The organism is Vibrio sp. HI00D65 (genome assembly GCF_001635455.1).
Classification (GTDB): Bacteria; Pseudomonadota; Gammaproteobacteria; order Enterobacterales; family Vibrionaceae; genus Vibrio.
Genome location: NZ_LWEH01000298.1, coordinates 13,802 through 40,489 on the forward strand (window position 1 = coordinate 13,802; position 26,688 = coordinate 40,489).

Here is a 26,688-nt window from a genome sequence, read left to right on the forward strand (position 1 = left end):
TATGATAATTAAATCGTTTTCTAAAAGCCGACTTTCTTAAGTCGGCTTTTTTATATTTGTAATCTGAGGGCAAAGCTTTCTGTGAGGATTTTTTTGAACGCCATCTGGCAAAATATTGCCCATTAGCGGCAAGTTTTGTCTAAAGCGATACGCCGAGTTGCCGATACAGATATCATAGTGAGTGAAATGTAATTGAGTTTGGGTTGCCCAAAGGCTTGATGCGTTTTTAAAACCGATAATAGAGTGCAGGTATGAAGCTACGAATTGTGGCAGCGTCATTGATAATGGCGCTGAGCTCACCCTTGAGTCATGCAAATTTGGCTGATGTCGGGGAGCCGGTTCCAATATATACAGAAGCTGAACTGATTAATTTAATCGAGAATAATCAACATCTAGAGCGAGTGAAAGCTGATAAGTGCCAGTTAGTTGAAGATATCGTTGCTCGTGCAACGCGTATTAGTTTGCCCTCTTATGAGTTTTTATACGGCGATATGCTAGCGTGGGGTGTATGCGTTCCTCAAGATGTAGAGCTGGGTCTCTACTATATGGAAAACGCGGCACACCAAGGTTTACCTGCAGCACTAGAGCAATTAGGTCGTTATTATTCTCGTGGAACCTTGGTTCAACAAGACCAAGAGCGTGCGATTCCATACCTGCGTGAAGCGGCCTCTTTGGGGAACCTGAGTGCCAGTATTCATTTAGCCGAGCTGTTGTTGCGTGACTATGGTAGCCCATTAGATTACGAAGATGCCTACCGTTGGTTATACAACTCGGTCACGGCAGATCAAAGGCAACATAAGCGCATTACTGTATTGCGAAGTGGTCTGGAAAAGAGAATGCCAGACAATATTATTGCTCGAGCAAAACGCCAAAACGCGTTCTGGTAATACTGAGTAAGAAACTTGTAATGATCCCTGCACTCATTGTTACAGGTTACTGAAAGCTGAAAAGCCCCGCCTAATTGATAATGCGGGGCTTTTTACGTTTAGATAGTCATGTTATTCGATAGCGAACTTATTGAACTACTTCACCTGATTCGATAACGGCTTCACGAACTACCTTGGTGAAATCGAGCGCCTCTTGACGAATCTTATCTTCATCTACCGTTAGCATGTCGCGATCTTGCATGATGATTTTACCATCGACGATCGTGTGACGAACATTGCCAGAGTTAGCTGAATACACCAGTGCTGAATACGGGTTGTAAACAGGAACCATGTTTGGTGCTTTAGTGTCGATCACTATGATGTCTGCTAGCTTACCGGCTTCAAGGGAGCCGATCTCACCTTCCATGTGTAGCGCTTTTGCAGCACCCATTGTTGCCATGTCGATCACTTTGATCGGCGGCATTGCTGCACGATCTTTATTGACTAGCTTATGAACTTTAGCAACTTGGTTGAATTCATCAATGGTGCTCAGAGTGTTGCCAGACATTGGGCCATCTGTGCCTAAACCGATACGTACATTCTCGTCATACATCTGTAGTGCAGGTGATACGCCTTTTGCCGACTTGATGTTTGCACTCATGTTATGAGCGACACCCATATCTGACTTTTTAACAAGCTCAATGTCATGGTCATCCACTAAGATCATGTGTGCACCAACCAGGTTTTTGTTGAGCGCGCCAATGCTATCCATGTATTGAACCGGCGACAAGCCTTCTGAACGCTCTGCGATCTTCTCTACTTCACGGTGCGATTCTGCAAGGTGGATCATCACTGGCACGTCTAGCTCTAGTGATAACTTAGAAATCTTCTGCAGGATCTCTGTGGTGTTGGTGTAAGGCGCATGTGGTGCAAATGCAGGAGTAATACGTGGGTGATCTTTATATTCTTCAATGAAATTCAACGCGTACTTGATACCTTCTTCAGCGTTTGCAGCATCGGCAACTGGGAACTTAATCACGGTTTCACCAAGGATGGCACGCATACCAATCTTATCGACGGTTTTTGCAACTTCATCCTCGAAGTAGTACATGTCGGCGTAAGTTGTCACACCGCCTTTGACCATTTCAACGTTACCTAGGTTAGCACCAATGCGCACCATATCGCGTGATACTAACTTCTTCTCTAGTGGGAAGATGTAGCGGTGTAGTCGGTCTGGCACATCATCAGCCAGTGAACGGAAAACCGTCATTGATACATGAGTGTGAGTATTGATTAGGCCTGGCATTGCAATATCGCCATCGACGTCTAGCACTTGCTCAGCCTTGTATTGCTTCTCGAGTGAAGCATCACCAACCGCAATGATTTTATTGTCTTTGACGACAACCGTTCCGCTCTCATAAACCGTTTTGTCTTGGTTCATGGTTAGAACCATTGCATCGGTAATCATTAGGTCAGCTTTTTCCATCGCAGAACTTGCGAATGGGAATAGCGCAAGGCTCGCCATTGCTGAAGCCAATAAGGTGCGTTTTAATTTCATATCAATACTTAGAACAGGAGTTGGTAAAAGTGTCTGGATAATAGTGCATTTCATTCATGAGGCAAACGTTCGTTTTATCGTTTGCGTAAACTTCTGATAGTAATCCGTAACTGTGACGTGATGTTTCACAAAATGAAGATATATATCAATCTGAGGTTATTTTCGGGTTTTCTAAAGCATATCTGTAGCTTACCTCTAGCATCGGATATACTAGGGGTATATACCTTCCTTGCTTAAGCAGGCCCGCCTATGTCAAAAAACACACCGATGTCAGAAAACACGACAGCTACCAATAACGTTGATCCTTTTGCCGATCGAGAGTCGAAGAATTACGACAATCCAGTACCAAGCCGAGAGTTCATTTTATCGTTTCTAACAGAAGCGAATATTCCAATGAACCGCAATGACCTATTCGAAGCGCTTGGCCTTGCTGGAGAAGAACAATATGAAGGGCTACGTCGTCGTTTACGTGCTATGGAGCGTGATGGACAGCTTGTCTTCACTCGTCGCCAATGCTATGCGCTGCCTGAAAAATTGGAGCTAGTAAAAGGTTATGTGATTGGTCACAAAGACGGTCATGGCTGGGTTCGCCCTGATGGCAGCAAAGGCAAGGATGACGATATTCTACTGCCGCACCATCAGATGAAAACCATCATGCACGGTGACTACGTTCTGGCTCAGCCAACGGACAACAGCAAGCGTGGCCGTCGTGAAGGTCGTTTAGTTCGCGTGCTTGAAGAACGTACTACACCAATCGTCGGTCGTTTCTTCTTAGAGTATGGTCACTCTTATGTGGTTGCTGACGACTCACGTATCAGTCATGACATTCTCATCCCAACCGAGCATAAAGGCGGAGCTCGAATGGGTAATGTAGTTGTGATTGAAATTACGGACCGTGGCGGTCGCTCTCGTAACATGATGGGTAAGGTTACTGAAGTACTTGGTGAAAACATGGCTCCGGGCATGGAAACCAAGATCGCGATTCATACCCACCAGATCCCAAATGAGTGGCCAGAAGCTGTTGATAAACAAATTGCTAATTTGGGTGAGCATGTACCTGAAGAAGCGAAAGAGGGGCGTGTTGACCTGCGTAAATTGCCATTGGTAACAATCGATGGTGAAGATGCACGTGACTTCGATGATGCGGTTTATTGTGAAGCGAAGAAAGGTGGTGGCTGGCGCCTATGGGTAGCGATTGCAGATGTTAGCTACTACGTTCGTCCTGATACTGCGTTAGACAAAGAAGCGATCAATCGTGGTAACTCGGTTTACTTCCCATCGCAAGTTGTACCAATGTTGCCAGAAGTGCTTTCTAATGGCCTATGTTCATTGAACCCTCAAGTAGACCGTTTGTGTATGGTGTGTGAGATGACTATCTCAGACAAAGGTAAACTGTCTGGTTACAAGCACTATGAAGCGGTAATGAACTCTCATGCTCGTCTTACTTATAACAAAGTAGGCGCAATCCTAGATGGCAACGAAGAACTTCGTGAGCGTTACGTTCAAGAAGTGCCGCATCTAGAAGAGCTACACAGAATGTACAAAGTACTGAAGCAGACTCGTGACGAGCGTGGCGCGATTGAGTTTGAAACGGTAGAGACTAAGTTTATTTTCAATGCGGATCGTAAGATTGACCGTATTGAACCCGTTGTGCGTAACGATGCACACAAGATCATCGAAGAGTGTATGATTCTGGCGAACATCGCGTCTGCATCTTTGGTGGAGAAAGCGAAAGAACCATCGTTGTACCGTATTCACGAAACTCCAGGTGAAGAGCGCTTAGCAGGCTTTAAAGACTTCCTAAGTGAGCTTGGCTTATCGCTAGATGGCGGTTTGTCTCCGTCACCAACGGATTACGCAAAACTAATGCAGCAAATTAACGAGCGTGAAGATCGCGAGTTAATTCAAACCATGCTGCTACGCTCAATGAAGCAAGCGGTATACAACGCCGATAACGTAGGTCACTTTGGTCTGGCGCTAAAACGCTATGCTCACTTTACCTCGCCGATTCGTCGTTATCCTGACTTGCTTCTGCACCGTGCGATTAAGTACCTTATTGCGAAAGAAGAGGGTCGTAACAGCGAACGTTGGACACCAACCGGCGGTTACCACTACACTTTCGATGAAATGGACTTCTACGGCGAGCAGTGTTCAATGACTGAGCGTCGTGCCGATGACGCCACTCGTGAAGTGAACGACTGGCTGAAATGTGAATACATGCAAGACCACGTCGGTGAAGTGATGGACGGTGTGATTGCCAACGTAACGGGCTTTGGCTTCTTTGTGCGTCTAACTGAGCTGCACATTGATGGTCTGGTACACATCTCAGCGTTAGCGAACGATTACTACCAATTTGATGCTGTTGGTCAGCGCTTGGTGGGTGAAAGCTCTGGCAACATCTACCGCTTGGGTGATTCGGTTAAAGTGAAGGTTTCTGCGGTTAACCTAGAAACTCGCCAAATTGATTTTGATTTGGAAGACACTGCTCGTCAGCCTCGTGGCAAAGGTAAAACAGCCAAGAAGCGTGCTGCTGAAGCAATGAAAAAGGCGAAAAGTAAGAAACGCGCCGCAGTGAAGAGCAACAAACCGGGTGTCGCAGCTAAGCCATTAGTTGAGCCAACTAAGCGACCAGATGGTAGTTCAGAAGCTTCTGCGAAAAAGAAAAAATCGCGTAATAAGACCGGTGCAGCAAAAGCTCGAGCGAAGAAAAAGCGCTCAGCAACGCGCAAGGCAAGGGCGGACAAGTCTTAGGACATTGCCAAGCGTTAACAACGAATGTAATGCGAGAGTATCGGGCGTGAAACGCATACTCTCGAAATAAACAACGCAGAGCTGAATGCATTGGAGTTAGTGACATTCATCTCTGAGCAATAAGAGTAATTTGAGACAATGAGTAACGAATTTATTTACGGTATTCACGCGGTGAAAGCCGTATTAGAAAAAGATCCAGCACGCTTCATTGAAGCGTATGTGCTGAAAGGTCGTCAAGACGAGCGCCTTTTGCCACTACTGAATCAGCTACAGCAGTTTGGTGTATCTATTCAACAGATGGGCCGTAAGCCGCTGGATGACAAAGCACAAGGTGCAAACCACCAAGGCATAATCGCTAAGGTGAAGCCTGCTAAGCAGCTTAACGAAACTCACCTAGACGATATCTTAGCTCAACACGAACAGCCATTGCTGTTGGTTCTCGATGGCGTAACAGACCCTCATAACCTAGGTGCTTGTCTGCGTAATGCGGATGCAGCTGGTGTTGCTGCGGTTATTGTGCCTAAAGACCGCTCTTCGCCGTTAACAGCAACGGTTAGTAAGGTTGCATGTGGTGCTGCTGAAACAGTTCCTCTAGTACGTGTAACCAACCTAGCTCGTACAATGCGTGCTTTGCAAGAACAAGGTGTATGGTTTGTCGGTACTGCGGGCGAAGCGACGCACGACATCTACCAAGCGAAGCTGACCGGCCCTCTAGCAGTAGTAATGGGTGCAGAAGGTGACGGTATGCGTCGTCTAACGCGTGAAACCTGCGATGACCTCATTAAGATTCCGATGGCTGGTAGCGTATCAAGCCTGAACGTGTCTGTGGCTTCTGGTATTTGTCTGTTTGAAGCGGTACGTCAGCGTCTAGCTCAGTAACCTTTAAAGAGACACTGGCTTAAGTCTATGAACTTATTAACGCTCACCACTTGCTGGTGGGCGTTTGTTTTTAGGCTGCTATGCAAGAACGAGTTGGTTTGTCAGATGGCAAGGGGCTGTTGCTCTTTAGTGGTTGAAGTTTGTTCGAGATAAAATCGTTTTAGGCGCGGCGAAGAGTATGTAGCTCATCATTCTAAGCAAATATTCTTCAACAAAGCATAAAACGATTTTAGCCGAACCCTTCGGGCAGCCTTTGTGGTTCATTTCTACTGCGTTATCGGCTTTTTATGTAGGCTAGCTACACGTCAAAGCCTTTGTCTTGTATAAATTTCCCACAAAGAGCAGCAAAAGCCAGCTCGAAAGATTAACAGCCCCTAAATGGCGAAAGAAAAACTGTTTCATTATTCGCCAAATACCACTTGCCAATACAGGGTTCTTTCTATAATATTTGCCGTCCTTAAAACTCGGTCATTTATCTTTAGTTCCTTGCTTCCTCTGGACGACCGAGCCATTCGTGGAAGCTAATAATCCGTAAGGAGCAACCAAATGCGTCATTACGAAATCGTATTCATGGTTCACCCTGATCAAAGCGAGCAAGTTGCTGGCATGATCGAGCGTTACACTGGTTCTATCACTGAAGCTGGCGGTACTATCCACCGTCTAGAAGACTGGGGTCGTCGTCAAATGGCTTACCCAATCAACAAGCTTCACAAAGCTCACTACGTTCTTATGAACGTTGAAGCTGGTCAAGAAGTGATTGACGAGCTAGAAACTGCTTTCCGTTTCAACGATGCAGTTCTACGTAACATGATCATGCGCACTAAAGGCGCTGTGACTGAGCAATCTATTATGCTTAAGCAAAAAGAAGAGCGTGCAGAGCGTGCTCCTCGTCGCGAAGAGCGTACAGAAGCTAAACCAGAAGCAGCTGCTGAGTAATTCTTTTTTGGCTTAATGCCTTAAAAAATTCTCAACTTGTTTTAAGTCTTTCACCACTTCCTAAGTTTTGAAAGACTGCATTATTAAATTTAAGATCAGGAGATAGCCCATGGCTCGTTTCTTCCGTCGTCGTAAATTCTGCCGTTTCACTGCAGAAGGCGTACAAGAGATTGACTACAAAGACGTAGCAACTCTTAAAAACTACATCACTGAAGCTGGTAAAATCGTTCCTAGCCGTATCACTGGTACAAGCGCTAAGTACCAGCGTCAACTAGCTCGCGCTATCAAGCGTTCTCGTTACCTAGCTCTACTACCGTACACTGACAAGCATCAGTAATCGGTAATAGTTAATAATAGTTTAAGAGGACTAAGATAATGCAAGTTATTCTACTTGATAAGATCGGTAACCTAGGTGGCCTTGGCGACCAAGTAAACGTTAAATCTGGTTACGCTCGTAACTTCCTTATCCCACAGGGTAAAGCAGTTATGGCAACTAAAGGTAACGTTGAGATGTTCGAAACTCGTCGTGCTGAACTAGAAGCTAAAGTTGCTGAGCAACTAGCTGCTGCTGAAGCTCGTGCAGAGAAAGTTAACGCTCTAGAAGGCGTTTCTATCGCTTCTAAAGCTGGTGACGAAGGTAAACTATTCGGTTCTATCGGTACTCGTGACATCGCTGACGCTATCACAGCGGCAGGTGTTGAAGTAGCTAAGAGCGAAGTACGCCTACCTGAAGGCGCTCTACGTAACATCGGCGAATTCGAAGTAAGCATCCAACTTCACTCTGAAGTTTTTGCTACTGCGAACATCGCTATCGTTGCAGCTGAGTAATTTCAGTACCAAGACGAATTCTTTCTTTATGAAAGTTTTAAACACCAGCTTCGGCTGGTGTTTTTTTATGTCTGACTTTCCTGACTGAAGATAATTAGCCAAGATATTGAATGTTGCGAATCATAGTTGTTAAAGAGCCATTATTGGCAAAAGTTTTTGACAACCCCTGCCTCAAGCTATTTTGTTGAGAGTGCTAGAATGTGAATAATAGGCTGATGGACATGACAGAGTCCTCTTGGCTTAATCCTTCCGGAACCTTGTCGTGGTATTGACGAGAATGAGCAATTTTCAGTGCTATGTTGTCAGTAATATTATTGATTACTTCTAAATCGGTATCAAAATTCAAGTTACTGTGGCCAGACACCAATGTTATATCGGCTTTGAGTTGTAAGTTTGGTAAAACTTGCCATGACGTCTTCACGTTGCTCCGGAAAATTGCTTCTTCAACGACCTCTGGGAAGATGAGGTCATCATCGTCGATCTCATCTAGGTTTGGTTCTTGGTAACGAAAACCCGGTCCCACTTCGACTTCCAATACAAACTCTTCGGTATTTGAAAACTGGTAACCCAGACCGCTCGAAACGGTGTAGTCCTTAAAATAAGCACTGTAGCGTGAATCGACACCTTTGAAACTGCCGTAAAGATAGGTTTTAGGGCTTAACTTGTAGTCACTCTGAGCCGTGTAAGTCGATTGCCTTTTATCTTCTTCGCCATCTTTATAGAGGTTGTAGTATTTCCATTCGCCACTGGTTCTGTGGCGGCCAGCCGTGTATTCACCGTTTAGGCGTGCGTTTAGAGAGCGTGAATCGGAATTACCAGTATGCGACTGATATCCAAACTCAACTTCAGTTTTTAGTGGGCTTGGCAGCTCGGTGTCACTCGTACCACTTGGGGCGATATCCATATCTTTGTCTTCTGGTGCTGGTGCAACGACGATCGGCTCAGCAGTAGGTTCTGGTACTACTATCGAGTCGAGGATTACATCAACATCGGTTTTAGCATCAGCAGCTAAAGCCATCGGAGCGCTCAGGAGACCAGTACATAGAATACCAGTGCTCAGAGCCAATAGTTTGGACACGCATACCTCAGTTATACAGTGAACGAATGGCGAGATCGTAATGCTAGCCTTGGTTAATTTCGTCAGCAATAAGTAAATTCTTCCTACATAATAAAACAAACTCATAGGAACGCATTACAAATGAGTGTTCTTGGGTATAATGAACGATCATTATTAGTTATTGAGTGTAGTCATAGTGGATACCAAAAGTCAGAAATCAGCCAAAGATCAGGTGGACGCCATTAAGGTCCCGCCACATTCATTAGAAGCTGAGCAATCTGTTATTGGCGGTTTGTTATTAGATAACGAACGCTGGGATACGGTTGCTGAAAAGGTTGTGGCCAAAGACTTTTATAGCCGTCCTCACCGTCTGATCTTTGAAGCGGTAAAAGATATCCTTGAAGAAAGCTCTCCTCTGGATCTTATTACACTCTCAGAACACTTAGAGCTGCGTGAGCAACTTGAAGAAGTGGGTGGCTTTGCCTACCTTGCTGACCTAGCTAAGAACACGCCAAGTGCGGCTAACATTAACGCTTATGCGGATATCGTAGCTCAGCGTGCATTGGTGCGTAGCCTGATTGGTGTGGCGAATGAGATTGCTGATTCTGGTTACGATCCACAAGGTCGTACATCAGAAGACCTGCTCGACCTTGCTGAAAGTAAAGTATTCGCGATTGCCGAAGGTCGCGCGAGTGAAAACGAAGGCCCGCAAAACGTAGATAGTATTCTTGAGAAGACGCTAGAGCGTATCGAAATCCTATACAAAACTCCGCAAGACGGTGTGACAGGTGTCGATACCGGCTTTAATGACCTCAACAAGAAAACGGCAGGTCTACAAGGCTCTGATTTAATCATTGTGGCGGCACGTCCATCGATGGGTAAAACCACATTTGCGATGAACTTGTGTGAAAACGCGGCGATGAAACAAGACAAGCCAGTGCTTATCTTCTCGCTAGAGATGCCGGGCGAACAGCTGATGATGCGTATGCTTGCATCTCTGTCTCGCGTGGACCAAACCAAAATTCGTACCGGTCAACTTGATGACGAAGACTGGGCTCGTATCTCTTCGACCATGGGTATCCTCATGGATAAGAAGAACATGTACATTGATGACAGCTCAGGCCTAACGCCAACCGAAGTACGTTCTCGTGCGCGTCGTATTGCTCGTGAGCATGATGGCCTTTCAATGATCATGATCGACTACCTTCAACTGATGCGTGTACCTTCACTATCTGATAATCGTACTCTTGAGATCGCCGAGATTTCACGTTCCCTTAAAGCGCTAGCGAAAGAGTTGAACGTTCCAGTTGTGGCACTTTCTCAGCTTAACCGTTCCCTAGAGCAACGTGCCGATAAACGCCCTGTTAACTCGGACTTGCGTGAATCGGGCTCGATTGAGCAAGATGCCGACTTAATCATGTTTATCTACCGTGATGAAGTGTATAACCCAGACAGCTCACTGAAGGGGATCGCTGAGATCATTATCGGTAAGCAACGTAACGGCCCGATCGGTTCGGTCCGTCTGACATTCCAAGGGCAACACTCCCGTTTCGATAACTATGCAGGTCCTGCATTTGATGACGAGTAATTGCTAATGACGTATATGAAAGCGGCGACAGCGAGCATTGATTTAAATGCGCTTGAGCACAATCTAAGCCAAATAAAATCGAAAGCCCCACAGTGTAAAGTGATGTCTGTTGTCAAAGCCAATGGCTATGGTCACGGCTTACTGCACATTGCTAAGCACTCTAAAAGCTCAGATGCGTTTGGTGTGGCGCGTATTGAGGAAGCATTGCAGCTGCGAGCTGGTGGCATTGTTCAGCCTATTCTATTGCTTGAGGGTTTTTATTCTTCCGGCGATTTACCGATTCTGGTCACCAATAACATTCAAACGGTGGTGCATTGTGAAGAACAGATTAGTGCTCTGGAAAATTCAGTTCTAGAATCACCGGTTGTGGTATGGCTAAAAGTCGATAGTGGTATGCACCGTTTAGGTGTTCGTTCTGAGCAATATCACGATTTCGTTGAGCGCCTGCATCAATGCCCAAATGTGGCTAAACCTTTACGCTATATGAGCCACTTTGGCTGTGCTGATGAGTTAGATAAAACAACGACCGAGCAGCAAACAGAATTATTTTTATCTCTAACAGAAGGCTGTGAGGGTGAGCGTTCGCTTGCGAACTCAGCGGGTTTACTTGCTTGGCCTAATAGCCACCTGGATTGGGTGCGTCCGGGAATCATCTCTTACGGTGTATCACCGTTTATTGATAAAACAGCACAAGAGCTTGGCTTTATGCCTGTGATGACCCTTACCTCGCACCTGATTGCTGTGCGTGATTTGAAGGCTGGTGAAAGTGTGGGTTATGGCGCGAACTGGACCAGTGAACGTGACACCAAAGTGGGGGTTATCGCGATTGGTTACGGTGACGGCTACCCTCGAACTGCGCCTAACGGCACACCTGTGTTTGTAAATGGCAGAAAAGTGCCTATTGCAGGCCGAGTATCTATGGACATGTTAACGGTCGATCTTGGGCCGGATGCTCAAGATAAAGTCGGTGATGAAGCGATACTTTGGGGCAAAGAGTTACCTTCAGAGGAAGTGGCAGAACATATCGGTACTATCGCTTACGAGTTGGTTACGAAACTTACCTCGCGTGTAGCGATGGAATACGTGAAGTAACTTGGTTAGTCAGCCCCCCCCAACTTATGATGCTTTAGTCTCCTGATAAACCAGCCTTTCTAAGTTAAGGTTTATCTACTCAATTTTCTATTACTCAAGAGGGATGCATTTCTGTGTCCCCCTTTTTATTCCGCCACTCTAGGCTTGGTTACGATGAGCTACTCTCCTTGGATAGTAACCACCACTGTGCGGCTACCACCGTAGTCTCGGTGCTCTCCTAAGTAAATGCCCTGCCATGTTCCTAAAGCTAAACGACCATTGGTGATAGGGATTGTCACACTGTTTCCAAGTGTTGATGCTTTAATGTGAGCAGGCATATCATCATCACCTTCATAAGTGTGCTTGTAGTAGGGCGCTCGTTCGGGCACAAACTTGTTGAAGTGTGACTCCATATCACTACGGACGGTCGGATCGGCGTTTTCATTGAGCGTTAAGCTGGCAGAAGTATGCTGAATAAATAGATGTAATAAACCAACAGATAGAGAGTTTATCTCGTGTATCTGTTGTTCAATTTCATCAGTAATGAGATGAAATCCACGCTTTTGTGCGTTTAGGTGTATAGTCTTCTGAATCCACATACGCCATCCTTTATAATGTATTTGGAAAAAAAGTAGTTTGAGGCTATCTTTTGAACTTGAATTTGTCTGGTCTCGCTCACATTTAATTATTTTAGAGCCAGAGTCTGTACCGATTCCTGTCTCAGGAAATCTAATCCTGATTTATCTCAAGGTACAGCTTTTCATATACGGCATAATACGTCGTGAAAAAAAATTACAAAGAATCTTTCAGTAGTGACGCGGTTTGGTCATCACAGAAAAATATAAACTTTCGCCTAATCGGGGGTTCTATTCATCACCCTGGTGACGTTTAGAATAAAACCTACAGTAACATCGGGATAGATACCATGTTGAAAAATATCAACCCAACGCAAACACAAGCGTGGAAAGCTCTAACAGCTCATTTCGAGTCTGCTCAAGATATGGATATGAAAGAGCTTTTTGCTCAAGATGCAAAACGTTTCGAGAGCTTTTCTACTCGTTTCGGTTCAGACATCTTAGTCGATTACTCTAAGAACCTAATCGATGCAGAAACGATGCAGCACCTATTCGCTCTTGCAAACGAGACTGAAGTTAAGTCTGCAATTGAAGCGATGTTCAGCGGTGATGCAATCAACAAGACTGAAGGCCGTTCAGTACTTCACACTGCACTGCGTAACCGTAGCGACAAGCCAGTAATGGTTGATGGCAAAGACGTAATGCCAGCAGTTAACGCTGTACTAGCAAAAATGGAACTGTTCACACACCGCATCGTTTCTGGTGAGTGGAAAGGTTACACAGGTAAAGAGATCACTGATGTTGTGAACATTGGTATCGGCGGTTCGGATCTTGGCCCATACATGGTGACTGAAGCACTAACGCCATACAAAACTCGCCTAAACATGCACTTCGTTTCGAACGTAGATGGTACGCACATCGTTGAGACGCTTAAGTCTCTGAACCCAGAAACAACGCTGTTCCTAGTAGCATCAAAAACATTCACGACTCAAGAAACAATGACGAACGCACACTCTGCTCGTGATTGGTTCCTAGCAGAAGCAGGTGATGAAGCGCATGTAGCCAAGCACTTCGCAGCTCTATCAACAAACGTAACTGCAGTCGCAGAATTTGGTATCGATACTGACAACATGTTCGAATTCTGGGACTGGGTTGGTGGTCGTTACTCACTATGGTCTGCGATCGGTCTTTCTATTTCTCTTTCTGTAGGCTTCGATAACTTCGTTGAGCTACTAGAAGGTGCTCACGAGATGGATAATCACTTTGCTTCAACTGAGTTTGAAAGCAACATTCCAGTAATCCTTGCGCTTATCGGTATTTGGTACAACAACTTCCACGGTGCTGAGTCAGAAGCAATTCTACCTTACGACCAGTACATGCACCGTTTTGCGGCTTACTTCCAGCAAGGTAATATGGAATCAAACGGTAAGTTTGTAGACCGTGAAGGTAACCCAGTAGAGTACCAAACAGGTCCTATCATCTGGGGTGAACCAGGTACAAACGGCCAACATGCTTTCTACCAACTGATTCACCAAGGTACTAAGCTGATCCCATCAGACTTCATCGCGCCTGCAATCAGCCACAACCCAGCATCTGATCACCACCAGAAGCTAATGTCCAACTTCTTTGCTCAAACTGAAGCTCTAGCATTTGGTAAGGCAAAAGAAACTGTGGAAGCTGAATTCCTAGCGGCTGGCAAAACTGCAGAAGAAGTAGCTGAACTAGTACCTTTCAAAGTGTTTGAAGGTAACCGCCCAACGAACTCTATTCTTGTTAAGCAAATTACACCTCGCTCTCTGGGTAACCTAATCGCGATGTACGAACACAAGATCTTCGTTCAAGGTGTTATCTGGAACATCTTCAGCTTCGACCAGTGGGGTGTAGAACTTGGTAAGCAACTAGCAAACCAAATTCTTCCAGAGCTTGCTGATGACGCAGAAGTGACATCTCACGACAGCTCAACGAACGGTCTAATCAACGCATTCAAAGCGCTTAAAGCTTAATTGAGTTGATAACATAAAAGTAAACGCCAACCTCAGGGTTGGCGTTTTTGTATCTGTAGAGTAAGCAATGATTGAATTGCAGGTAATAAAAAAGGCTGACGTATCGAAGCCAGCCTTCTAAATATTTTTCAGTAGTTACCTTTATTCGAAACAGATCTCGATGAAGGCATTACCCCACTGAGATGAGAAAGGCATGATTATGATTGCGCCTTCGCATTTGTGACGAATAGTATGGCCTTTACCAGAAACCACAATCGGTGTTGCCATGTCGAAGTCGAAGCCGCTTTCCGCAAGAATACGTTTTGCACCACCCGTTACCATGTTCGTGATCTCACCAACCATGTCGGTTACTTCTTCGTTCAAACCGTTTGGTCGCTCACCAAGCATGTTTTCCATGATTTGCAGAGCCAGACCTTCATCAAAGGTAATCGACATTGAACCACGAGACTGTGGACCAACCATACCGATTAAACCAGAGACATCACCACGAGCGATTTCATCTTTCTTAACTCTTGGTTTTTGTGGCTTCAATTCTAGAGAAGCCATCGTTTTTAGAACGTTCATCAAAGAAGCTAAAAACGGGTTTACAAATTCAGCGCGCATAATGTTCTTCTATAATCTTATTCTTTCATATCGGAGGAGCAAGATTGGCAAATGCCATGCGATTCAATGACGTGGTTGGTCAATTGAAAGCCATGCTTCTCAGCGTTACTCGCGAGCAGAGTCACAAGGGAATCGTCTTGTAGTTCTATCACTGTGCCACATTTATCGCAGATCAGTAGTTGGGAGAAATGTTTATTGGCATTACAAGAACAGCAGCATATAAAGCTGTTGGTTGACTCAACTCTGTGAATGAAACCTTGCTCCAACAAGAAATCCAAAGCGCGATACACTGTAGGTGGCTTTGCTTGCGGCTCACTGACTTTCAATTGCTCTAATAATTCATAAGCACTAGAGGCTTTCTTATTAGAGAAGATGAGCTCAAACACTCGCTTTCTTTGAGGCGTTAATCTAACACCACGCGATGCGCATATCCCTTCAACTTGCTCTATTAATGTGTGGTCCAAATTCTTCACCATTCAATCGGACATCCTTAAACAAACCCTATTTTCAGGTTATTTAGGCTAAGGAGCCATTGATTTCTATTAAAGTCAGGTACAGAGCGTATTGTGACCCACGACTTTGAATAAGACAAGGTAACTCAAAATGACATTGTGACTCAAGGCATAACTGATTAGTAAAGCTGAATTAGAGATCTGGTGAATAATTTATAAATAATGTTTGCATATTGGGAGTGCTCAAATAGCTCGAGACACCATGTTTTGGGGGGCTCTTCATTTGAATACGCATTTATAGGTCATATAAGACTATTTTATATGAACGCATTAAACGTAGCTTACAACTAAGCAAATTTAAATCTCAAGTTATTGAGAGAAATATTTTGCAACATCATAGTTGCTAAGTTGTATATTGATATTGTTGACTATGAGGCGTCAGATACCTACTATGCGCCCATATTTTTACAGGAGAAATATTATGGAAAACGACAGTCGAAGGTGGATTACTAGCTCAAGAGCGAGAATCCTATTGGAGTAATATGGACTAAACACTGTTTCCCCCTTTAATTCTTCTCTCCCTCTTATTAATGACGTTGGTTTCTTTCTCTGAAACTCAAACGTTATCTTGTTAGTAACCACCTGAAAATGAAGTTTTTTCTATTGCTCGAATAGGGCAAGGGATCGTCATATCTAATAAAAAGGTGCGTTATCATGACCGTTATTAACACAATAAACGAATACAACCATCATCAAACCGTTAGCTTCGAGTCTGGTGCGACTCAGGTAGATTTCACTCTTTTTAATCATTGGATTGAAATGCGTGAGATACAAAAGCTTAACCAACATTTTAACGCTGAATACATTCAGCAAGCGCTTTGTTTTACTCCTCAGTTATCGGCAGAGTCGCTTCAACGTCTTTGTTCACTTGAGGGGTTCGACTATCAGCAAGATGTAGAGCTGTTTCTTCAAGCAAGGCATCCAGTTATCCATGCTGTTAATTCCGCAGCAATGACAGTGCTCTATCATGATATGTCCGTAGAGCAGGCGAAAAAAGCATTGAACAGTCTGTATGTTGAGTTTGCCTGTCTTACTATCGTCGATGATATGGGACGGTTTGTTGGCCTAATCAAACTGGATATGTTGTTTAAGTCTCAACCTGATTTAAAACTGTCTGAGATTGTACATCATGCCATTAGCTGTCATTTTAGCGCATCACAAGAACATGCGGTGGCGCTACTCAAACAAAGTCGTTTTGACGTTGTTCCAATCTTAAATAGTCAGGGACTTCCTGTCGGTTTGCTATCGGCTAAATCGGCGATAGATATCGTTACCGAAGAGCAAACTGAAGACATGGAACGATTGATGGGCATTCAGCAAGATGGTCATGTCGGCGACTATATGAACTTGTCTGTTATGGATCATGTGAGTAAGCGTATTGTCTGGGTAATAGGCCTAGCCATATTGGGTTTGCTATCCGGTATGGTGATCCATAGTTATGAAGATGCAATTGAAGCGTTTACGGTTTTGGCCTTGTACATGCCAATGATAGCGGACTCTGGCGGTAATGCTGGTACGCAGTCTGCGACTGTGATGGTGCGCTCTCTGGCGTTAGGAAGCATCAAGCTGCGTGACTGGCTGTGCGTGTTGTGGAAGGAAACACGCATTGCCATTGTCATTGGTGGTGCACTGGCTGTTATTTCCTTAGGGAAAGTGAGCTTACTGTCTTATGGCGTTGAGTTGCCGGCGAATCTGACATTAACCATGTTGGGCTGTGCAATTGGCCTAGCACTCTTCTTCCAAATAGTCTCTTCTACCGTTATTGGCGCTATGCTACCTATGATGACTAAACGACTCAACCTTGACCCTGCCGTTGTCGCTAGTCCAGCGATAACCACCATCGTTGATATTGGTGGGCTGCTAATCTATTTCTTCTGTACTACTCGATTACTCGGTTTGTCTTAACCTCAGAGTAGGAGTTGTCATCATGAATATAGAATGGAGAGCGAGCAACGCTATAATGGTGTCCCAGATGCTACGAGGTGGTGAGGTTGGAACCATAGATATCAAGATCTATATGGATAGCCAACGTTATTCAGTTGCAGATTTCAGTGAGGAGGCAACTGATGATCTGTACCGTTCAATATTCCTCTATCACAACACTGATAGTCTATTAACTGAAGAAGCTCGACTGGAGTTCATCTCTCTGGAAATGGGTCACTGGTGTCCTACAACTGAAAGTAGACTAGTGGAATGGTTAACGTCGTTCCATACTGCGATACGTGCACGTTGTCTTTCGGTTTGTTGTGAATCTGGATACCCTGGCGTGCCATCTTTGTGTTGGCAGGTGGAGAGGGTAAATTACAAGTTTGCTCTTTTGTTTGAGCGTTGCCCATCGGCGCGCTCATTACATCAACGCTTATTGGTCATCGCATGCCAAGAACTGTTAAAACTCTATGAAAGGTTGAGAGACAATCATGCAGAGTCGTCATCGCAATCTGTGTTGAGCTGTTTGTCTCGGCTTTTGTTTGAACGCAACCATATTGCAGGCTGGCGTCCATACGAACAGAGAAAGAAAGCATATAGTGGAACGGGGTATCGTGATGAAATCGAGGAGTTTGCCTCTAGTTGGCCGGCTTATCGGCATGAACACTTATGTGCTCAGCGCCGTGCATCCGTAAACCACCTGATAACCATTGCTTTAAGCAGCATGCTCGCTATGTCAGTCGTGTTAATGTTCAATATTCATTTGATGAAACAGGATGGACATTTGACTTTGAGTCTACTTATATTGATCTGCTTACTTTATGGTGGGCGTGATGTAGTCAAAGAAGTTCTCAAATTAAAGATCACCAAGCAGCTTAACAAATTTAATTTCTACCGAAGATATAAATTGATTCGACCTGGAAGTTTTCGAAGTATTGGTAAACGAAAAACTCGGATGCAGTCTCAATTTAGTCCGCAAAAAGCATCATCTAAGATGTGTTTGCAAAAAGCGGAGAGTATCTCTGTTGCCAAAAGACTTAGTAAACATGCAGTATCAGTGTACTGCGAGACTCAAATATCACTAAACAGCTTAGACAAATATCGTAAGACGCAGCATTTTAGAGTGCTGAATCAGCATGGAGAAAGTGAACGTACACCAATACGAGATAATCGTGACTTGCATATTTGCATCCAAATCACCCAATCAAATAGAAACACCATAACAAAATCATTTCGTTGTAATAATGAGGACAATAGTCGTTGGTTTGAAATAAAACCGGTAAGCTAGATTGAGGTGGCTGGTGGCCTTTGAATTGCAATTGTTGATCCGGATGCGTGCTGGTAACCGCGTTGGTTCGATTATTAGCCACTTCGCTTTCTTTTTGAAACTCTTCCGTTCCCTGTGTATTATTGACTGTTTTTTTGATCACGATAACCGCTTTATTACGGAGTGTGTGAAACTCCACAATATTCAAAGCGGATTTGATGGGTAAAATTATTAGGTAAAACAATGACCAAGCCAGGTAACATGAGTAAATTCCAATCAAACCGCTTATCCGTTGCACCCATGCTCGATTGGACTGACCGCCACTGTCGTTACTTTCACCGTTTGCTCTCTCAGCAGACCCTTCTGTACACGGAAATGGTAACAACAGGCGCGATCTTACACGGTAAGGGTGATTTCCTAGAATACAGCGAGCAAGAGCATCCACTGGCTCTTCAACTTGGTGGTTCAAATCCAGTTGATCTTGCGGCTTGTGCCAAGCTTGCAGCTGAGCGTGGCTATGATGAAGTAAACCTTAACGTAGGTTGTCCTTCAGACCGAGTTCAAAACGGTCGCTTTGGTGCGTGCTTAATGGCGGAACCAGAACTAGTAGCCGATTGTGTATCAGCGATGCAAGAAGTCACTGATATTCCAATCACGGTGAAAACTCGCATTGGTATCGATGAGCAAGACTCTTATGAGTTTCTGACTAAGTTTATCTCAACGGTTTCTGAAAAGGGTGGTTGTGAGCAATTCACCATTCACGCACGTAAAGCGTGGCTGAGTGGTCTGAGCCCGAAAGAGAACCGTGAAATACCACCTCTGGATTATGATCGAGCTTATCAAATCAAGAAAGACTTCTCAGATCTAGTGATCGCTGTAAACGGTGGCATCACCACATTAGAGCAGACAAAAGAACACCTTCATCACCTTGATGGCGTGATGATCGGTCGTGAGGCTTACCATAGCCCATTTATTCTGGCGGAAGTGGACCAACAAATCTTCGGCTTAGATACGCCAATCAAGAAACGCTCACAAGTTGTCGAAGAGATGTACCCGTATATAGAACGTGAGCTTTCAAAGGGGGCAAGCTTGGGACACATTTCTCGTCATATGCTCGGCCTGTTCCAAAGCATGCCGGGAGCAAGACAATGGCGTCGCTACATCAGCGAAAATGCGCATAAGAAAGGTGCGGGTATCGAAGTCATGCAGACGGCATTGGCTAAGATTCCTAAAGAGCTGAACGTATAGGTTAAATTCGCCATTTAAGGCTAAATTTACCACTCTGATTTATTTGAAAAGCCATGCATGAGAATGTGTGGCTTTTTATTTGCATGATAAATAAGGCTTTTATTGGTTTTGGTGACTTGGTACAGAAGCTGCAACGTTAGGGATTAGGAAAGATAGGTCATTAACTCATTAGGGAGACCATTATGTTTGAATTAATCTTTGTTCTTATTTTCGTTGCTACGCTACTTGTAACAGGCATTACCTTTATGACGGTATTAGCGGCAACTGGAGTCGCATTAGCTGTAATGTTGCTGCTTGGTATGATGAGTGTGGTGTTTAAATTACTGCCTTGGTTGATTGTGATTGCAATCGGTGTGTGGTTTTTCAAAAACTTTGTACATAGCTCGAATCAGAGACGCTACTAAAGCCATGACACCGTCAAATATCGGCTTGCTGTCGGTTTATCGTTTTAGTCTTTAAGATGTGTGGTAGAATTTTTCTCAAAAATCTATGAATGTGCATACACTTAGCACAACGATATGGAATTGGAGCTATCTCAAATGAATGAAATGCCATTAATTGCTTTAGTGGGAATGCTATCTTTAAGTTCAGCGGTATCTGCTGAGGAAGAGTTTTCTTACACGGCTAAAGTCGGTGCCGATATGTGGTGGGGAAGTACCAAGCTAAACGAAGCGAGACAAGACGAAGACTCTAACTCTCCTTCTGTGTATTTCGCATTTGAGCATAATGCCCCAATCCTACCAAATGCAAGATTCCGATATTCTACGGCCGATACAACATTGTTAGCATTTGATAAGTACGACTACACATTCTACTACACGTTGCTAGAGCACAAGTTGATGAACTTCGATGCGGGTGTGACTTTTACGCAGTATGCAAACTCGCACTATAAAGATCCTTATAGTTCGAAAACGACAAGTTTTGATGAGTTGACATGGAGCTTCTATGGTAACGCAGAATTGAATGTCCCAAATACTCAGCTTGATATCATCGGTACCATGGAATTTGGTGATAGCAATGGCATTAAGAGTACTGATTTGATGGCAGGTGTTCAGTACCGTATTTCACTGGCAGATACTAAAATAGCATTGCGTGGTGGCTATCGTGTGATTGACCTTGATTCGGACAAGTTCTTCTCTTCAGAGCTGAATAGACATTCCAATACGGACAAAGAACCTGATCCTTCGAATGAGCCAAAGCCGGGACCACCTAAATCGTTTGTAATGTTAGATGGCTGGTTTGCTGGCGCAGAAGTGCGATTCTAAGTCGACCCTAAAGAACATCTAAAACCAATTTTAAGAACGCCGCTTTGTTAAGTGGCGTTTTTTATATCTGTTGGTTATACCCAGCATCTTGAGGTTACTTGGGTATATATCTTTCTGGAATTAGTTAGCATATTCATCACCTTCGACCATCCTTATACAGATAGCTGATTAACGTCTATTCTTATAAGGTCTAAGGTGTTGGGTCAGAACAAGGGATGGAATATGACACTCAATGAATTACGAAATTTATATCGAGAAAATTTGTTAGTTGAAGCCATCATAGAGCCCTCAATACAAGAAGGGTCTTGGGTTGTGGAGTTTCGCCATATGGGAGGCGGCTTTGTTCTGCTTACTGATGTCCATGGTGAGGAGTGTCATTACGCAGATTTAGACCTAGCATCTAAGTCGGCAATGGCGGTGGGCTTTCAACAAGTTCGTATTGAAAACCAGTAGCCCATTTACCCATTCAATCGCTTTTTACTTCCAAAAAGTTATAAAACATACTTTTCTATTCTTTCTTGTTATTAAAAGGAGTGGTTAATCTATCGTCACGCAATGATTAGGGATGTCGTGACCATGTCTTTAAATAAGAAAGAGTCTTCACAAAATAATAATGCACAGTCTGGGGCGAACGAGCTGCCTGGATTAGCCGCACCGCTTAATGACCAACAACTGGGTCATCTTCAACAAACTGTTTCCGAATTATCTTCTCAGCAACTGGCATGGGTCAGTGGTTACCTATGGGGGGTGAGCCAAGCTCAACCTGTGGGCGCAGCCGCACCGATCACTCAGGCAGCTGCGGCGGTTGCTGCAAAACCTGCTGGCAAGCTCAGCATTATCTTTGCTTCTCAAACCGGTAATGCGAAAGGTGTCGCTGAATCACTAGAGGCAGAAGCAAAAGCCCTAGGCATCGCTGTCGAGCTTTTCGATGCCAGTGATTACAAAGGCAAGAACTTAGCTAAAGAGACGCACGTCATTTTCGTGGCTTCAACTAATGGCGAGGGTGAAGCGCCAGATAACGCGATTGAGCTGCACGAATTCCTACAATCAAAGAAAGCGCCGAAGCTATCAAACTTACAATATGGCGTGATTGGTCTGGGCGACTCAAGCTACGAGTTTTTCTGCCAAACGGCGAAAGACTTCGATAACTTCCTATCTAAGCTTGGTGCTAAATCATTTGTTGACCGTCTTGACTGTGACGTGGATTACGAAGCGGCAGCAACAGAGTGGCGTACTAAAGCTCTATCACAAGTACAAGAAACACTGTCGACGGGCGCTGAAGCCGAGGTAGTTCAATTACCAGTAGGTCAAGCCGCTGCTGGCCATTCACAGTACACCAAACAAAACCCATACACCGCAACATTGCTAACAAGCCAAAAGATCACGGGTCGTGATTCGGGTAAAGATGTTCGTCATATCGAGATTGATCTGGATGAGTCCGGTATTACTTATCAACCGGGTGACGCATTGGGTGTGTGGTATGAAAACAGTTCAGAATTGGCGAATCAGATTCTTGCTAAGCTTGGGCTCTCTGGTATCGAGAGCGTAGATGTGGATGGTGAAAACCTTTCTATCCATAGTGCTTTAGTGAGTAAGTTCGAGATCACGGCTTCAAACCCTCAACTTGTTACTAAGTTTGCTGAGCTATCTGGCAGTAAGAAACTGTTAAAGCTGGTGGAAGATAAAGACAAGCTTCGTGAATACGCGGGCAACACGCAAATTGTTGATGTATTAGCTGAGAAGAAAACCAAATTATCGGCTGATGAGCTTTTAGGTCTGTTGCGTAAGCTTACACCACGTCTTTACTCAATCGCATCTAGCCAAGCTGAAGTGGATGAAGAAGTTCACCTAACGGTTGGCTTGGTTGAATACCAAAAAGGTGAAGAGTCTCGTTTAGGTGGAGCATCAAGTTTCCTAGCTCAGCGTATAGAGGAAGGTGGTGAAGTGAAGGTGTTCGTAGAGAACAATAATAACTTTAAGCTACCACAAGACGACAATACTCCAATCATTATGGTCGGTCCGGGTACTGGCATCGCACCATTCCGCAGCTTTGTTCAAGAGCGCGAAAACACAGATGCTCAAGGTAAGAGCTGGCTGTTCTTTGGTGATCGTACCTTTACTCAAGACTTCCTATACCAAGTTGAATGGCAGAAGTACCTCAAATCTGGTGCGCTAACTAAGCTAGATGTTGCTTTTAGCCGAGACCAAAAAGAGAAAGTGTATGTGCAAGACCGCTTAATCGAGCAGGCAGAGCAAGTATGGCAATGGCTACAAGAAGGTGCGTACTTCTATGTGTGTGGCGACGCGACTCGAATGGCGAAAGACGTACATGAAGCGCTAGTGACGATTGCTGAAAAGCAGGGCAATCAAAGCCGAGAACAGGCTGAACAATATATTAATGATTTACGTAAAGCGAAACGTTACCAAAGGGATGTGTACTAATGAGCAAGCAAGTAATAGAGCAAGAAGTGCTAGGCCAAGTACTTGGTCCATTGGCTGACAATGAACGTCTAAAGCGTGAGAGTAATAACCTGCGCGGTACGATAGAACAGGACTTACAAGATCGTATCACCGGCGGCTTTACAGCAGATAACTTTCAACTGATTCGTTTCCACGGCATGTACCAACAAGATGACCGTGATATTCGTAACGAACGTGTTAAGCAAAAGCTAGAGCCTCTACATAATGTTATGCTTCGTGCGCGTATGCCTGGTGGCATCATTACTCCTAAGCAGTGGCTAGCAATAGATAAGTTTGCTGATGAAAGTACGTCTTATGGTTCAATCCGTTTAACGACCCGTCAAACGTTTCAGTTTCACGGTGTGTTAAAACCAAATATCAAGCTGATGCACCAAACGCTAAATAGCATTGGTATTGATTCAATTGCGACAGCGGGTGATGTAAACCGAAACGTTTTGTGTACGACAAACCCTATTGAATCTGAACTTCACCAAGAAGCCTATGAGTGGGCGAAGAAGATCAGTGAACACCTACTTCCTAAAACTCGTGCTTATGCTGAGATCTGGCTTGATGGCGAGAAATTAGAAACAACCGATGATGAGCCAATCTTAGGTAATAATTATCTACCGCGTAAATTTAAGACAACAGTTGTGGTTCCACCACAAAATGACGTTGACGTTCACGCTAATGACCTTAACTTTGTCGCCATCGCTGAAGGTGGAAAGCTGGTGGGCTTCAACGTGTTAGTCGGTGGCGGCTTAGCAATGACACACGGTGATACCTCTACTTATGCTCGTAAAGCTGACGACTTTGGTTTTGTGCCACTAGAAAATACGTTAGATGTTGCGGCAGCGGTTGTTACCACACAGCGTGACTGGGGTAACCGCTCAAACCGTAAAAATGCAAAAACTAAGTACACACTAGACCGTGTAGGTATTGATGTGTTCAAAGCGGAAGTTGAAAAGCGCGCGGGTGTAAAGTTCTCGGAAAGTCGCTCTTATGAATTCACAGAGCGTGGTGATCGTATCGGCTGGGTTGAAGGCATTGATGGTAAGCACCACTTAGCGCTGTTTATTGAAAATGGTCGCTTGCTTGATTTTCCAGGTAAAGCATTGAAAACCGGTGTCGCAGAAATTGCTAAGATCCACAAAGGCGATTTCCGTATGACTGCAAACCAAAACTTAATTGTTGCTGGTGTCCCAAAGAGCCAGAAAGCAAAAATTGAGAAGCTAGCTCGTCAATATGGTTTGATGGATGACGCGGTAAGTGAACAGCGTAAAAACTCGATGGCGTGTGTGGCTTTTCCTACTTGTCCGCTAGCGATGGCAGAGGCCGAACGTTTTCTTCCTGAGTTTGTTACTGATGTTGAGGGGATTCTTAAGAAGCATGGATTACCGGAAGACGATAACATTATCCTTCGTGTAACCGGTTGTCCAAATGGCTGTGGCCGTGCAATGTTGGCTGAGCTTGGTTTAGTAGGAAAAGCGCCAGGTCGTTATAATATGCATTTAGGTGGCAATAAAGCCGGTACTCGCATTCCTAAGATGTATAAAGAAAACATCACATCAGCTCAAATCTTAGAAGAGATTGATTTGCTGGTGGGGCGTTGGGCTGCAGAACGAGAAGACAACGAAGGGTTCGGTGATTTCACAATCCGAGCTGGCATCATCCAAGAGGTGATCATTTCAAAGAGGGATCTGCATGCATAATTCTGTCGCTTCAAAATTGAAGTTAGCAGAACTGCTCGCACTGACCAAGACGGAGCAGGTACTTCTTCTTGGGAAGATTAATGCAGAGTTAGAACAGCTAACCGCTCTAGAAAGAGTGAAATGGGCACTAGAAAACTTAGAAGGGACACATGTTGTGTCTTCAAGCTTCGGAATCCAAGCGGCACTCATGCTGCACTTAGTCACTCAGGCAAAGCCGGATATTCCAGTTATCCTTACCGATACCGGGTATCTATTTCCAGAAACCTATCGTTTTATAGATGAGTTGAGCCAGAAGCTCACCTTAAACCTACAAGTATTTCGTGCTCAGCAAAGTCCTAATTGGCAAGAAGCGCAATATGGGAAACTGTGGGAGCAAGGATTAGAGGGTATCGAGAAGTTCAACAAGCTAAATAAAGTCGAACCGATGAGAAGGGCGTTAGATGAACTTGAAGCTGGTACTTGGTTCTCAGGGTTGAGAAGAGAGCAATCCCAATCACGTGCAAACTTAGCAATATTGTCTATCCAAAATGGTGTATTTAAGTTCTTACCTATAATTGATTGGACCAATAAAGATGTTCACTACTACTTGGAAGAGTACGGTTTGAGTTACCACCCGCTTCGAGAACAGGGCTACCTTTCAGTTGGAGATACACATACAACGACCAAGTGGGAGCCAGGTATGACAGAAGAAGAAACCCGCTTTAACGGGTTAAAGCGAGAATGTGGGCTTCATGAAGACGATGGCGAACAAGATGGCTCTGGTATTTAGGAGTATTGCTGATTAAAAAGCTGCTTTAGGGCAGCTTTTTTGCTTTTCTGGGGGCAAAAAAGCAACGTCTGTGGATAACTCTGTGATTAGTTTGTAGGTACTTTGTAGTTAAACTTGCATAAATAGGTTCTTGGTGGTTTATCCATCATGTAACCCTTATTTTTGCATTTTTCTTAAATAAACACTTGCCAATATGAGCGACATCTCTATAATGCCGCCTCACTGACACGGCAGGCGCCATAAGGCTTCAGCAAAGAATGTTGGTTAGGCAACTAGCTTCAAGCGATTATTCGCTTCTACTTTTAGAAAGTAGAAATTAATTTTCAAAAGTGTTTGACACTGAAGATTAAGTCGCTAGAATAGCCGACTCTTCCGAAGTGATGTAAGTCACAACGAAGAGAAGTTCTTTAACAATTTAAACCTATCAATCTGTGTGGGCACTCGTTGATGAATATCAAAATTGATTCTTAGGAATCACATTGATTTCAATGAACTGAGTGACCAATCGATAATTTATTATCGGCACAGTCAATTCATTATCATTCTGTTGGAATGGTAATAGCTTTAGAATTACTTTTTGTAGTTTTAAAGTCAGTATTCGTTGAGTCACCAAAATCTTAAATTGAAGAGTTTGATCATGGCTCAGATTGAACGCTGGCGGCAGGCCTAACACATGCAAGTCGAGCGGAAACGAGTTATCTGAACCTTCGGGGAACGATAACGGCGTCGAGCGGCGGACGGGTGAGTAATGCCTAGGAAATTGCCTTGATGTGGGGGATAACCATTGGAAACGATGGCTAATACCGCATAATGCCTA

23 protein-coding genes and 1 rRNA gene are annotated in these 26,688 nt (G+C 44.3%); 19 read left to right on the plus strand and 5 right to left on the minus strand.

The features are described from left to right. Positions 1–251 precede the first annotated feature (251 nt). Positions 252–887 carry a flagellar protein MotX gene (gene motX, locus A3712_RS19115; RefSeq protein WP_063524681.1) on the plus strand — a complete coding sequence of 212 codons (636 nt, stop codon included), beginning with the start codon at positions 252–254 and terminating at the stop codon, positions 885–887. Between the two features lie 127 nt (positions 888–1,014). On the opposite strand, the gene A3712_RS19120 is transcribed toward motX, so the two are convergent. After that, the gene (locus A3712_RS19120) at positions 1,015–2,424 is read right to left on the minus strand and encodes an amidohydrolase (RefSeq protein ID WP_063524682.1); all 1,410 of its coding nucleotides are present in this window, start codon (positions 2,422–2,424) and stop codon (positions 1,015–1,017) included. 249 nt (positions 2,425–2,673) lie between these two features. Between A3712_RS19120 and rnr the strand changes: the two genes are divergently transcribed. The 5 genes from rnr to rplI all read left to right on the plus strand — a co-directional run bounded on the left by rnr (position 2,674) and on the right by rplI (position 7,818). Further along, positions 2,674–5,175: a ribonuclease R gene (gene rnr, locus A3712_RS19125; protein ID WP_157618817.1), complete on the plus strand. Its 2,502-nt coding sequence runs from the start codon at positions 2,674–2,676 to the stop codon at positions 5,173–5,175. Positions 5,176–5,313: 138 nt separating this feature from the next. Then, positions 5,314–6,054, plus strand: coding sequence for a 23S rRNA (guanosine(2251)-2'-O)-methyltransferase RlmB (gene rlmB, locus A3712_RS19130; RefSeq protein ID WP_004741280.1), 741 nt, complete (start codon positions 5,314–5,316; stop codon positions 6,052–6,054). 546 nt (positions 6,055–6,600) lie between these two features. After that, a complete protein-coding gene (rpsF, locus tag A3712_RS19135; RefSeq protein WP_004741278.1) occupies positions 6,601–6,990 on the plus strand; it encodes a 30S ribosomal protein S6 in 390 nt (129 codons plus the stop codon). 109 nt (positions 6,991–7,099) lie between these two features. Continuing rightward, on the plus strand, positions 7,100–7,327 hold the full coding sequence (gene rpsR, locus A3712_RS19140) for a 30S ribosomal protein S18 (protein WP_000090472.1): 228 nt from the start codon (positions 7,100–7,102) through the stop codon (positions 7,325–7,327). A 38-nt stretch (positions 7,328–7,365) separates the two neighbouring features. Next, entirely contained in the window at positions 7,366–7,818 is a 453-nt protein-coding gene (gene rplI / locus A3712_RS19145) for a 50S ribosomal protein L9 (RefSeq protein WP_063524683.1), read from the plus strand. A 193-nt stretch (positions 7,819–8,011) separates the two neighbouring features. Here the strand turns inward: rplI and A3712_RS19150 are convergent, their stop codons facing one another. Then, positions 8,012–8,896: a DUF481 domain-containing protein gene (locus tag A3712_RS19150; RefSeq protein ID WP_082856266.1), complete on the minus strand. Its 885-nt coding sequence runs from the start codon at positions 8,894–8,896 to the stop codon at positions 8,012–8,014. 175 nt (positions 8,897–9,071) lie between these two features. On the opposite strand from A3712_RS19150, the gene A3712_RS19155 reads away from it, so the two are divergent. Then, a complete protein-coding gene (locus A3712_RS19155; RefSeq protein WP_004741275.1) occupies positions 9,072–10,463 on the plus strand; it encodes a replicative DNA helicase in 1,392 nt (463 codons plus the stop codon). A gap of 6 nt (positions 10,464–10,469) precedes the next feature. Beyond that, entirely contained in the window at positions 10,470–11,555 is a 1,086-nt protein-coding gene (gene alr / locus A3712_RS19160) for an alanine racemase (RefSeq protein ID WP_082856267.1), read from the plus strand. Positions 11,556–11,713: 158 nt separating this feature from the next. Here the strand turns inward: alr and A3712_RS19165 are convergent, their stop codons facing one another. Continuing rightward, positions 11,714–12,133, minus strand: coding sequence for a secondary thiamine-phosphate synthase enzyme YjbQ (locus A3712_RS19165; RefSeq protein ID WP_063524686.1), 420 nt, complete (start codon positions 12,131–12,133; stop codon positions 11,714–11,716). A gap of 326 nt (positions 12,134–12,459) precedes the next feature. Between A3712_RS19165 and pgi the strand changes: the two genes are divergently transcribed. After that, on the plus strand, positions 12,460–14,112 hold the full coding sequence (gene pgi, locus A3712_RS19170; RefSeq protein ID WP_063524687.1) for a glucose-6-phosphate isomerase: 1,653 nt from the start codon (positions 12,460–12,462) through the stop codon (positions 14,110–14,112). A gap of 141 nt (positions 14,113–14,253) precedes the next feature. On the opposite strand, the gene A3712_RS19175 is transcribed toward pgi, so the two are convergent. Continuing rightward, positions 14,254–14,715, minus strand: coding sequence for a chemotaxis protein CheX (locus A3712_RS19175; RefSeq protein WP_063524688.1), 462 nt, complete (start codon positions 14,713–14,715; stop codon positions 14,254–14,256). 17 nt (positions 14,716–14,732) lie between these two features. Next, complete coding sequence (gene zur, locus A3712_RS19180; protein ID WP_063524689.1) at positions 14,733–15,191, minus strand: zinc uptake transcriptional repressor Zur; 459 nt, start codon at positions 15,189–15,191, stop codon at positions 14,733–14,735. Between the two features lie 690 nt (positions 15,192–15,881). Between zur and A3712_RS19185 the strand changes: the two genes are divergently transcribed. The 10 genes from A3712_RS19185 to A3712_RS19230 all read left to right on the plus strand — a co-directional run. Continuing rightward, on the plus strand, positions 15,882–17,132 hold the full coding sequence (locus A3712_RS19185) for a magnesium transporter (protein WP_063524690.1): 1,251 nt from the start codon (positions 15,882–15,884) through the stop codon (positions 17,130–17,132). A 22-nt stretch (positions 17,133–17,154) separates the two neighbouring features. Beyond that, positions 17,155–18,441: a hypothetical protein gene (locus tag A3712_RS19190; RefSeq protein WP_063524691.1), complete on the plus strand. Its 1,287-nt coding sequence runs from the start codon at positions 17,155–17,157 to the stop codon at positions 18,439–18,441. Positions 18,442–18,663: 222 nt separating this feature from the next. Further along, positions 18,664–19,668 (plus strand): tRNA dihydrouridine(20/20a) synthase DusA, encoded by a 1,005-nt coding sequence (gene dusA / locus A3712_RS19195; protein WP_063524692.1) that lies wholly within the window; start codon positions 18,664–18,666, stop codon positions 19,666–19,668. Positions 19,669–19,850: 182 nt separating this feature from the next. Then, entirely contained in the window at positions 19,851–20,072 is a 222-nt protein-coding gene (pspG, locus tag A3712_RS19200; RefSeq protein ID WP_008224319.1) for an envelope stress response protein PspG, read from the plus strand. 135 nt (positions 20,073–20,207) lie between these two features. After that, entirely contained in the window at positions 20,208–20,933 is a 726-nt protein-coding gene (locus A3712_RS19205) for a TIGR04219 family outer membrane beta-barrel protein (protein WP_082856268.1), read from the plus strand. A 222-nt stretch (positions 20,934–21,155) separates the two neighbouring features. Continuing rightward, on the plus strand, positions 21,156–21,386 hold the full coding sequence (locus tag A3712_RS19210; protein WP_004735813.1) for a hypothetical protein: 231 nt from the start codon (positions 21,156–21,158) through the stop codon (positions 21,384–21,386). Positions 21,387–21,509: 123 nt separating this feature from the next. After that, positions 21,510–23,375: an assimilatory sulfite reductase (NADPH) flavoprotein subunit gene (locus A3712_RS19215; RefSeq protein ID WP_063524694.1), complete on the plus strand. Its 1,866-nt coding sequence runs from the start codon at positions 21,510–21,512 to the stop codon at positions 23,373–23,375. After that, complete coding sequence (gene cysI, locus A3712_RS19220) at positions 23,375–25,102, plus strand: assimilatory sulfite reductase (NADPH) hemoprotein subunit (RefSeq protein WP_063524695.1); 1,728 nt, start codon at positions 23,375–23,377, stop codon at positions 25,100–25,102. Before A3712_RS19215 ends, cysI begins: the two co-directional genes overlap by 1 nt. Beyond that, a complete protein-coding gene (locus A3712_RS19225) occupies positions 25,095–25,871 on the plus strand; it encodes a phosphoadenylyl-sulfate reductase (protein ID WP_063524696.1) in 777 nt (258 codons plus the stop codon). Before cysI ends, A3712_RS19225 begins: the two co-directional genes overlap by 8 nt. A gap of 619 nt (positions 25,872–26,490) precedes the next feature. After that, positions 26,491–26,688, plus strand: a 16S ribosomal RNA gene (locus tag A3712_RS19230); the annotation flags it as partial.

Excerpts from the sequence above, each read along its gene's own strand:
- rpsF (WP_004741278.1), top strand. The coding sequence starts at position 6,601 with ATGCGTCATTACGAAATCGTATTCATGGTTCACCCTGATCAAAGCGAG.
- dusA (WP_063524692.1), top strand. The coding sequence starts at position 18,664 with ATGACCAAGCCAGGTAACATGAGTAAATTCCAATCAAACCGCTTATCC.
- rplI (WP_063524683.1), top strand. The coding sequence starts at position 7,366 with ATGCAAGTTATTCTACTTGATAAGATCGGTAACCTAGGTGGCCTTGGC.
- A3712_RS19120 (WP_063524682.1), bottom strand. The coding sequence starts at position 2,424 with ATGAAATTAAAACGCACCTTATTGGCTTCAGCAATGGCGAGCCTTGCG.
- cysI (WP_063524695.1), top strand. The coding sequence starts at position 23,375 with ATGAGCAAGCAAGTAATAGAGCAAGAAGTGCTAGGCCAAGTACTTGGT.
- A3712_RS19225 (WP_063524696.1), top strand. The coding sequence starts at position 25,095 with ATGCATAATTCTGTCGCTTCAAAATTGAAGTTAGCAGAACTGCTCGCA.
- A3712_RS19205 (WP_082856268.1), top strand. The coding sequence starts at position 20,208 with ATGAATGAAATGCCATTAATTGCTTTAGTGGGAATGCTATCTTTAAGT.
- pspG (WP_008224319.1), top strand. The coding sequence starts at position 19,851 with ATGTTTGAATTAATCTTTGTTCTTATTTTCGTTGCTACGCTACTTGTA.
- A3712_RS19210 (WP_004735813.1), top strand. The coding sequence starts at position 21,156 with ATGACACTCAATGAATTACGAAATTTATATCGAGAAAATTTGTTAGTT.
- A3712_RS19185 (WP_063524690.1), top strand. The coding sequence starts at position 15,882 with ATGACCGTTATTAACACAATAAACGAATACAACCATCATCAAACCGTT.
- A3712_RS19175 (WP_063524688.1), bottom strand. The coding sequence starts at position 14,715 with ATGCGCGCTGAATTTGTAAACCCGTTTTTAGCTTCTTTGATGAACGTT.
- A3712_RS19215 (WP_063524694.1), top strand. The coding sequence starts at position 21,510 with ATGTCTTTAAATAAGAAAGAGTCTTCACAAAATAATAATGCACAGTCT.
- alr (WP_082856267.1), top strand. The coding sequence starts at position 10,470 with ATGACGTATATGAAAGCGGCGACAGCGAGCATTGATTTAAATGCGCTT.
- motX (WP_063524681.1), top strand. The coding sequence starts at position 252 with ATGAAGCTACGAATTGTGGCAGCGTCATTGATAATGGCGCTGAGCTCA.
- zur (WP_063524689.1), bottom strand. The coding sequence starts at position 15,191 with ATGGTGAAGAATTTGGACCACACATTAATAGAGCAAGTTGAAGGGATA.
- A3712_RS19190 (WP_063524691.1), top strand. The coding sequence starts at position 17,155 with ATGAATATAGAATGGAGAGCGAGCAACGCTATAATGGTGTCCCAGATG.
- rpsR (WP_000090472.1), top strand. The coding sequence starts at position 7,100 with ATGGCTCGTTTCTTCCGTCGTCGTAAATTCTGCCGTTTCACTGCAGAA.
- A3712_RS19165 (WP_063524686.1), bottom strand. The coding sequence starts at position 12,133 with ATGTGGATTCAGAAGACTATACACCTAAACGCACAAAAGCGTGGATTT.
- rnr (WP_157618817.1), top strand. The coding sequence starts at position 2,674 with ATGTCAAAAAACACACCGATGTCAGAAAACACGACAGCTACCAATAAC.
- pgi (WP_063524687.1), top strand. The coding sequence starts at position 12,460 with ATGTTGAAAAATATCAACCCAACGCAAACACAAGCGTGGAAAGCTCTA.
- rlmB (WP_004741280.1), top strand. The coding sequence starts at position 5,314 with ATGAGTAACGAATTTATTTACGGTATTCACGCGGTGAAAGCCGTATTA.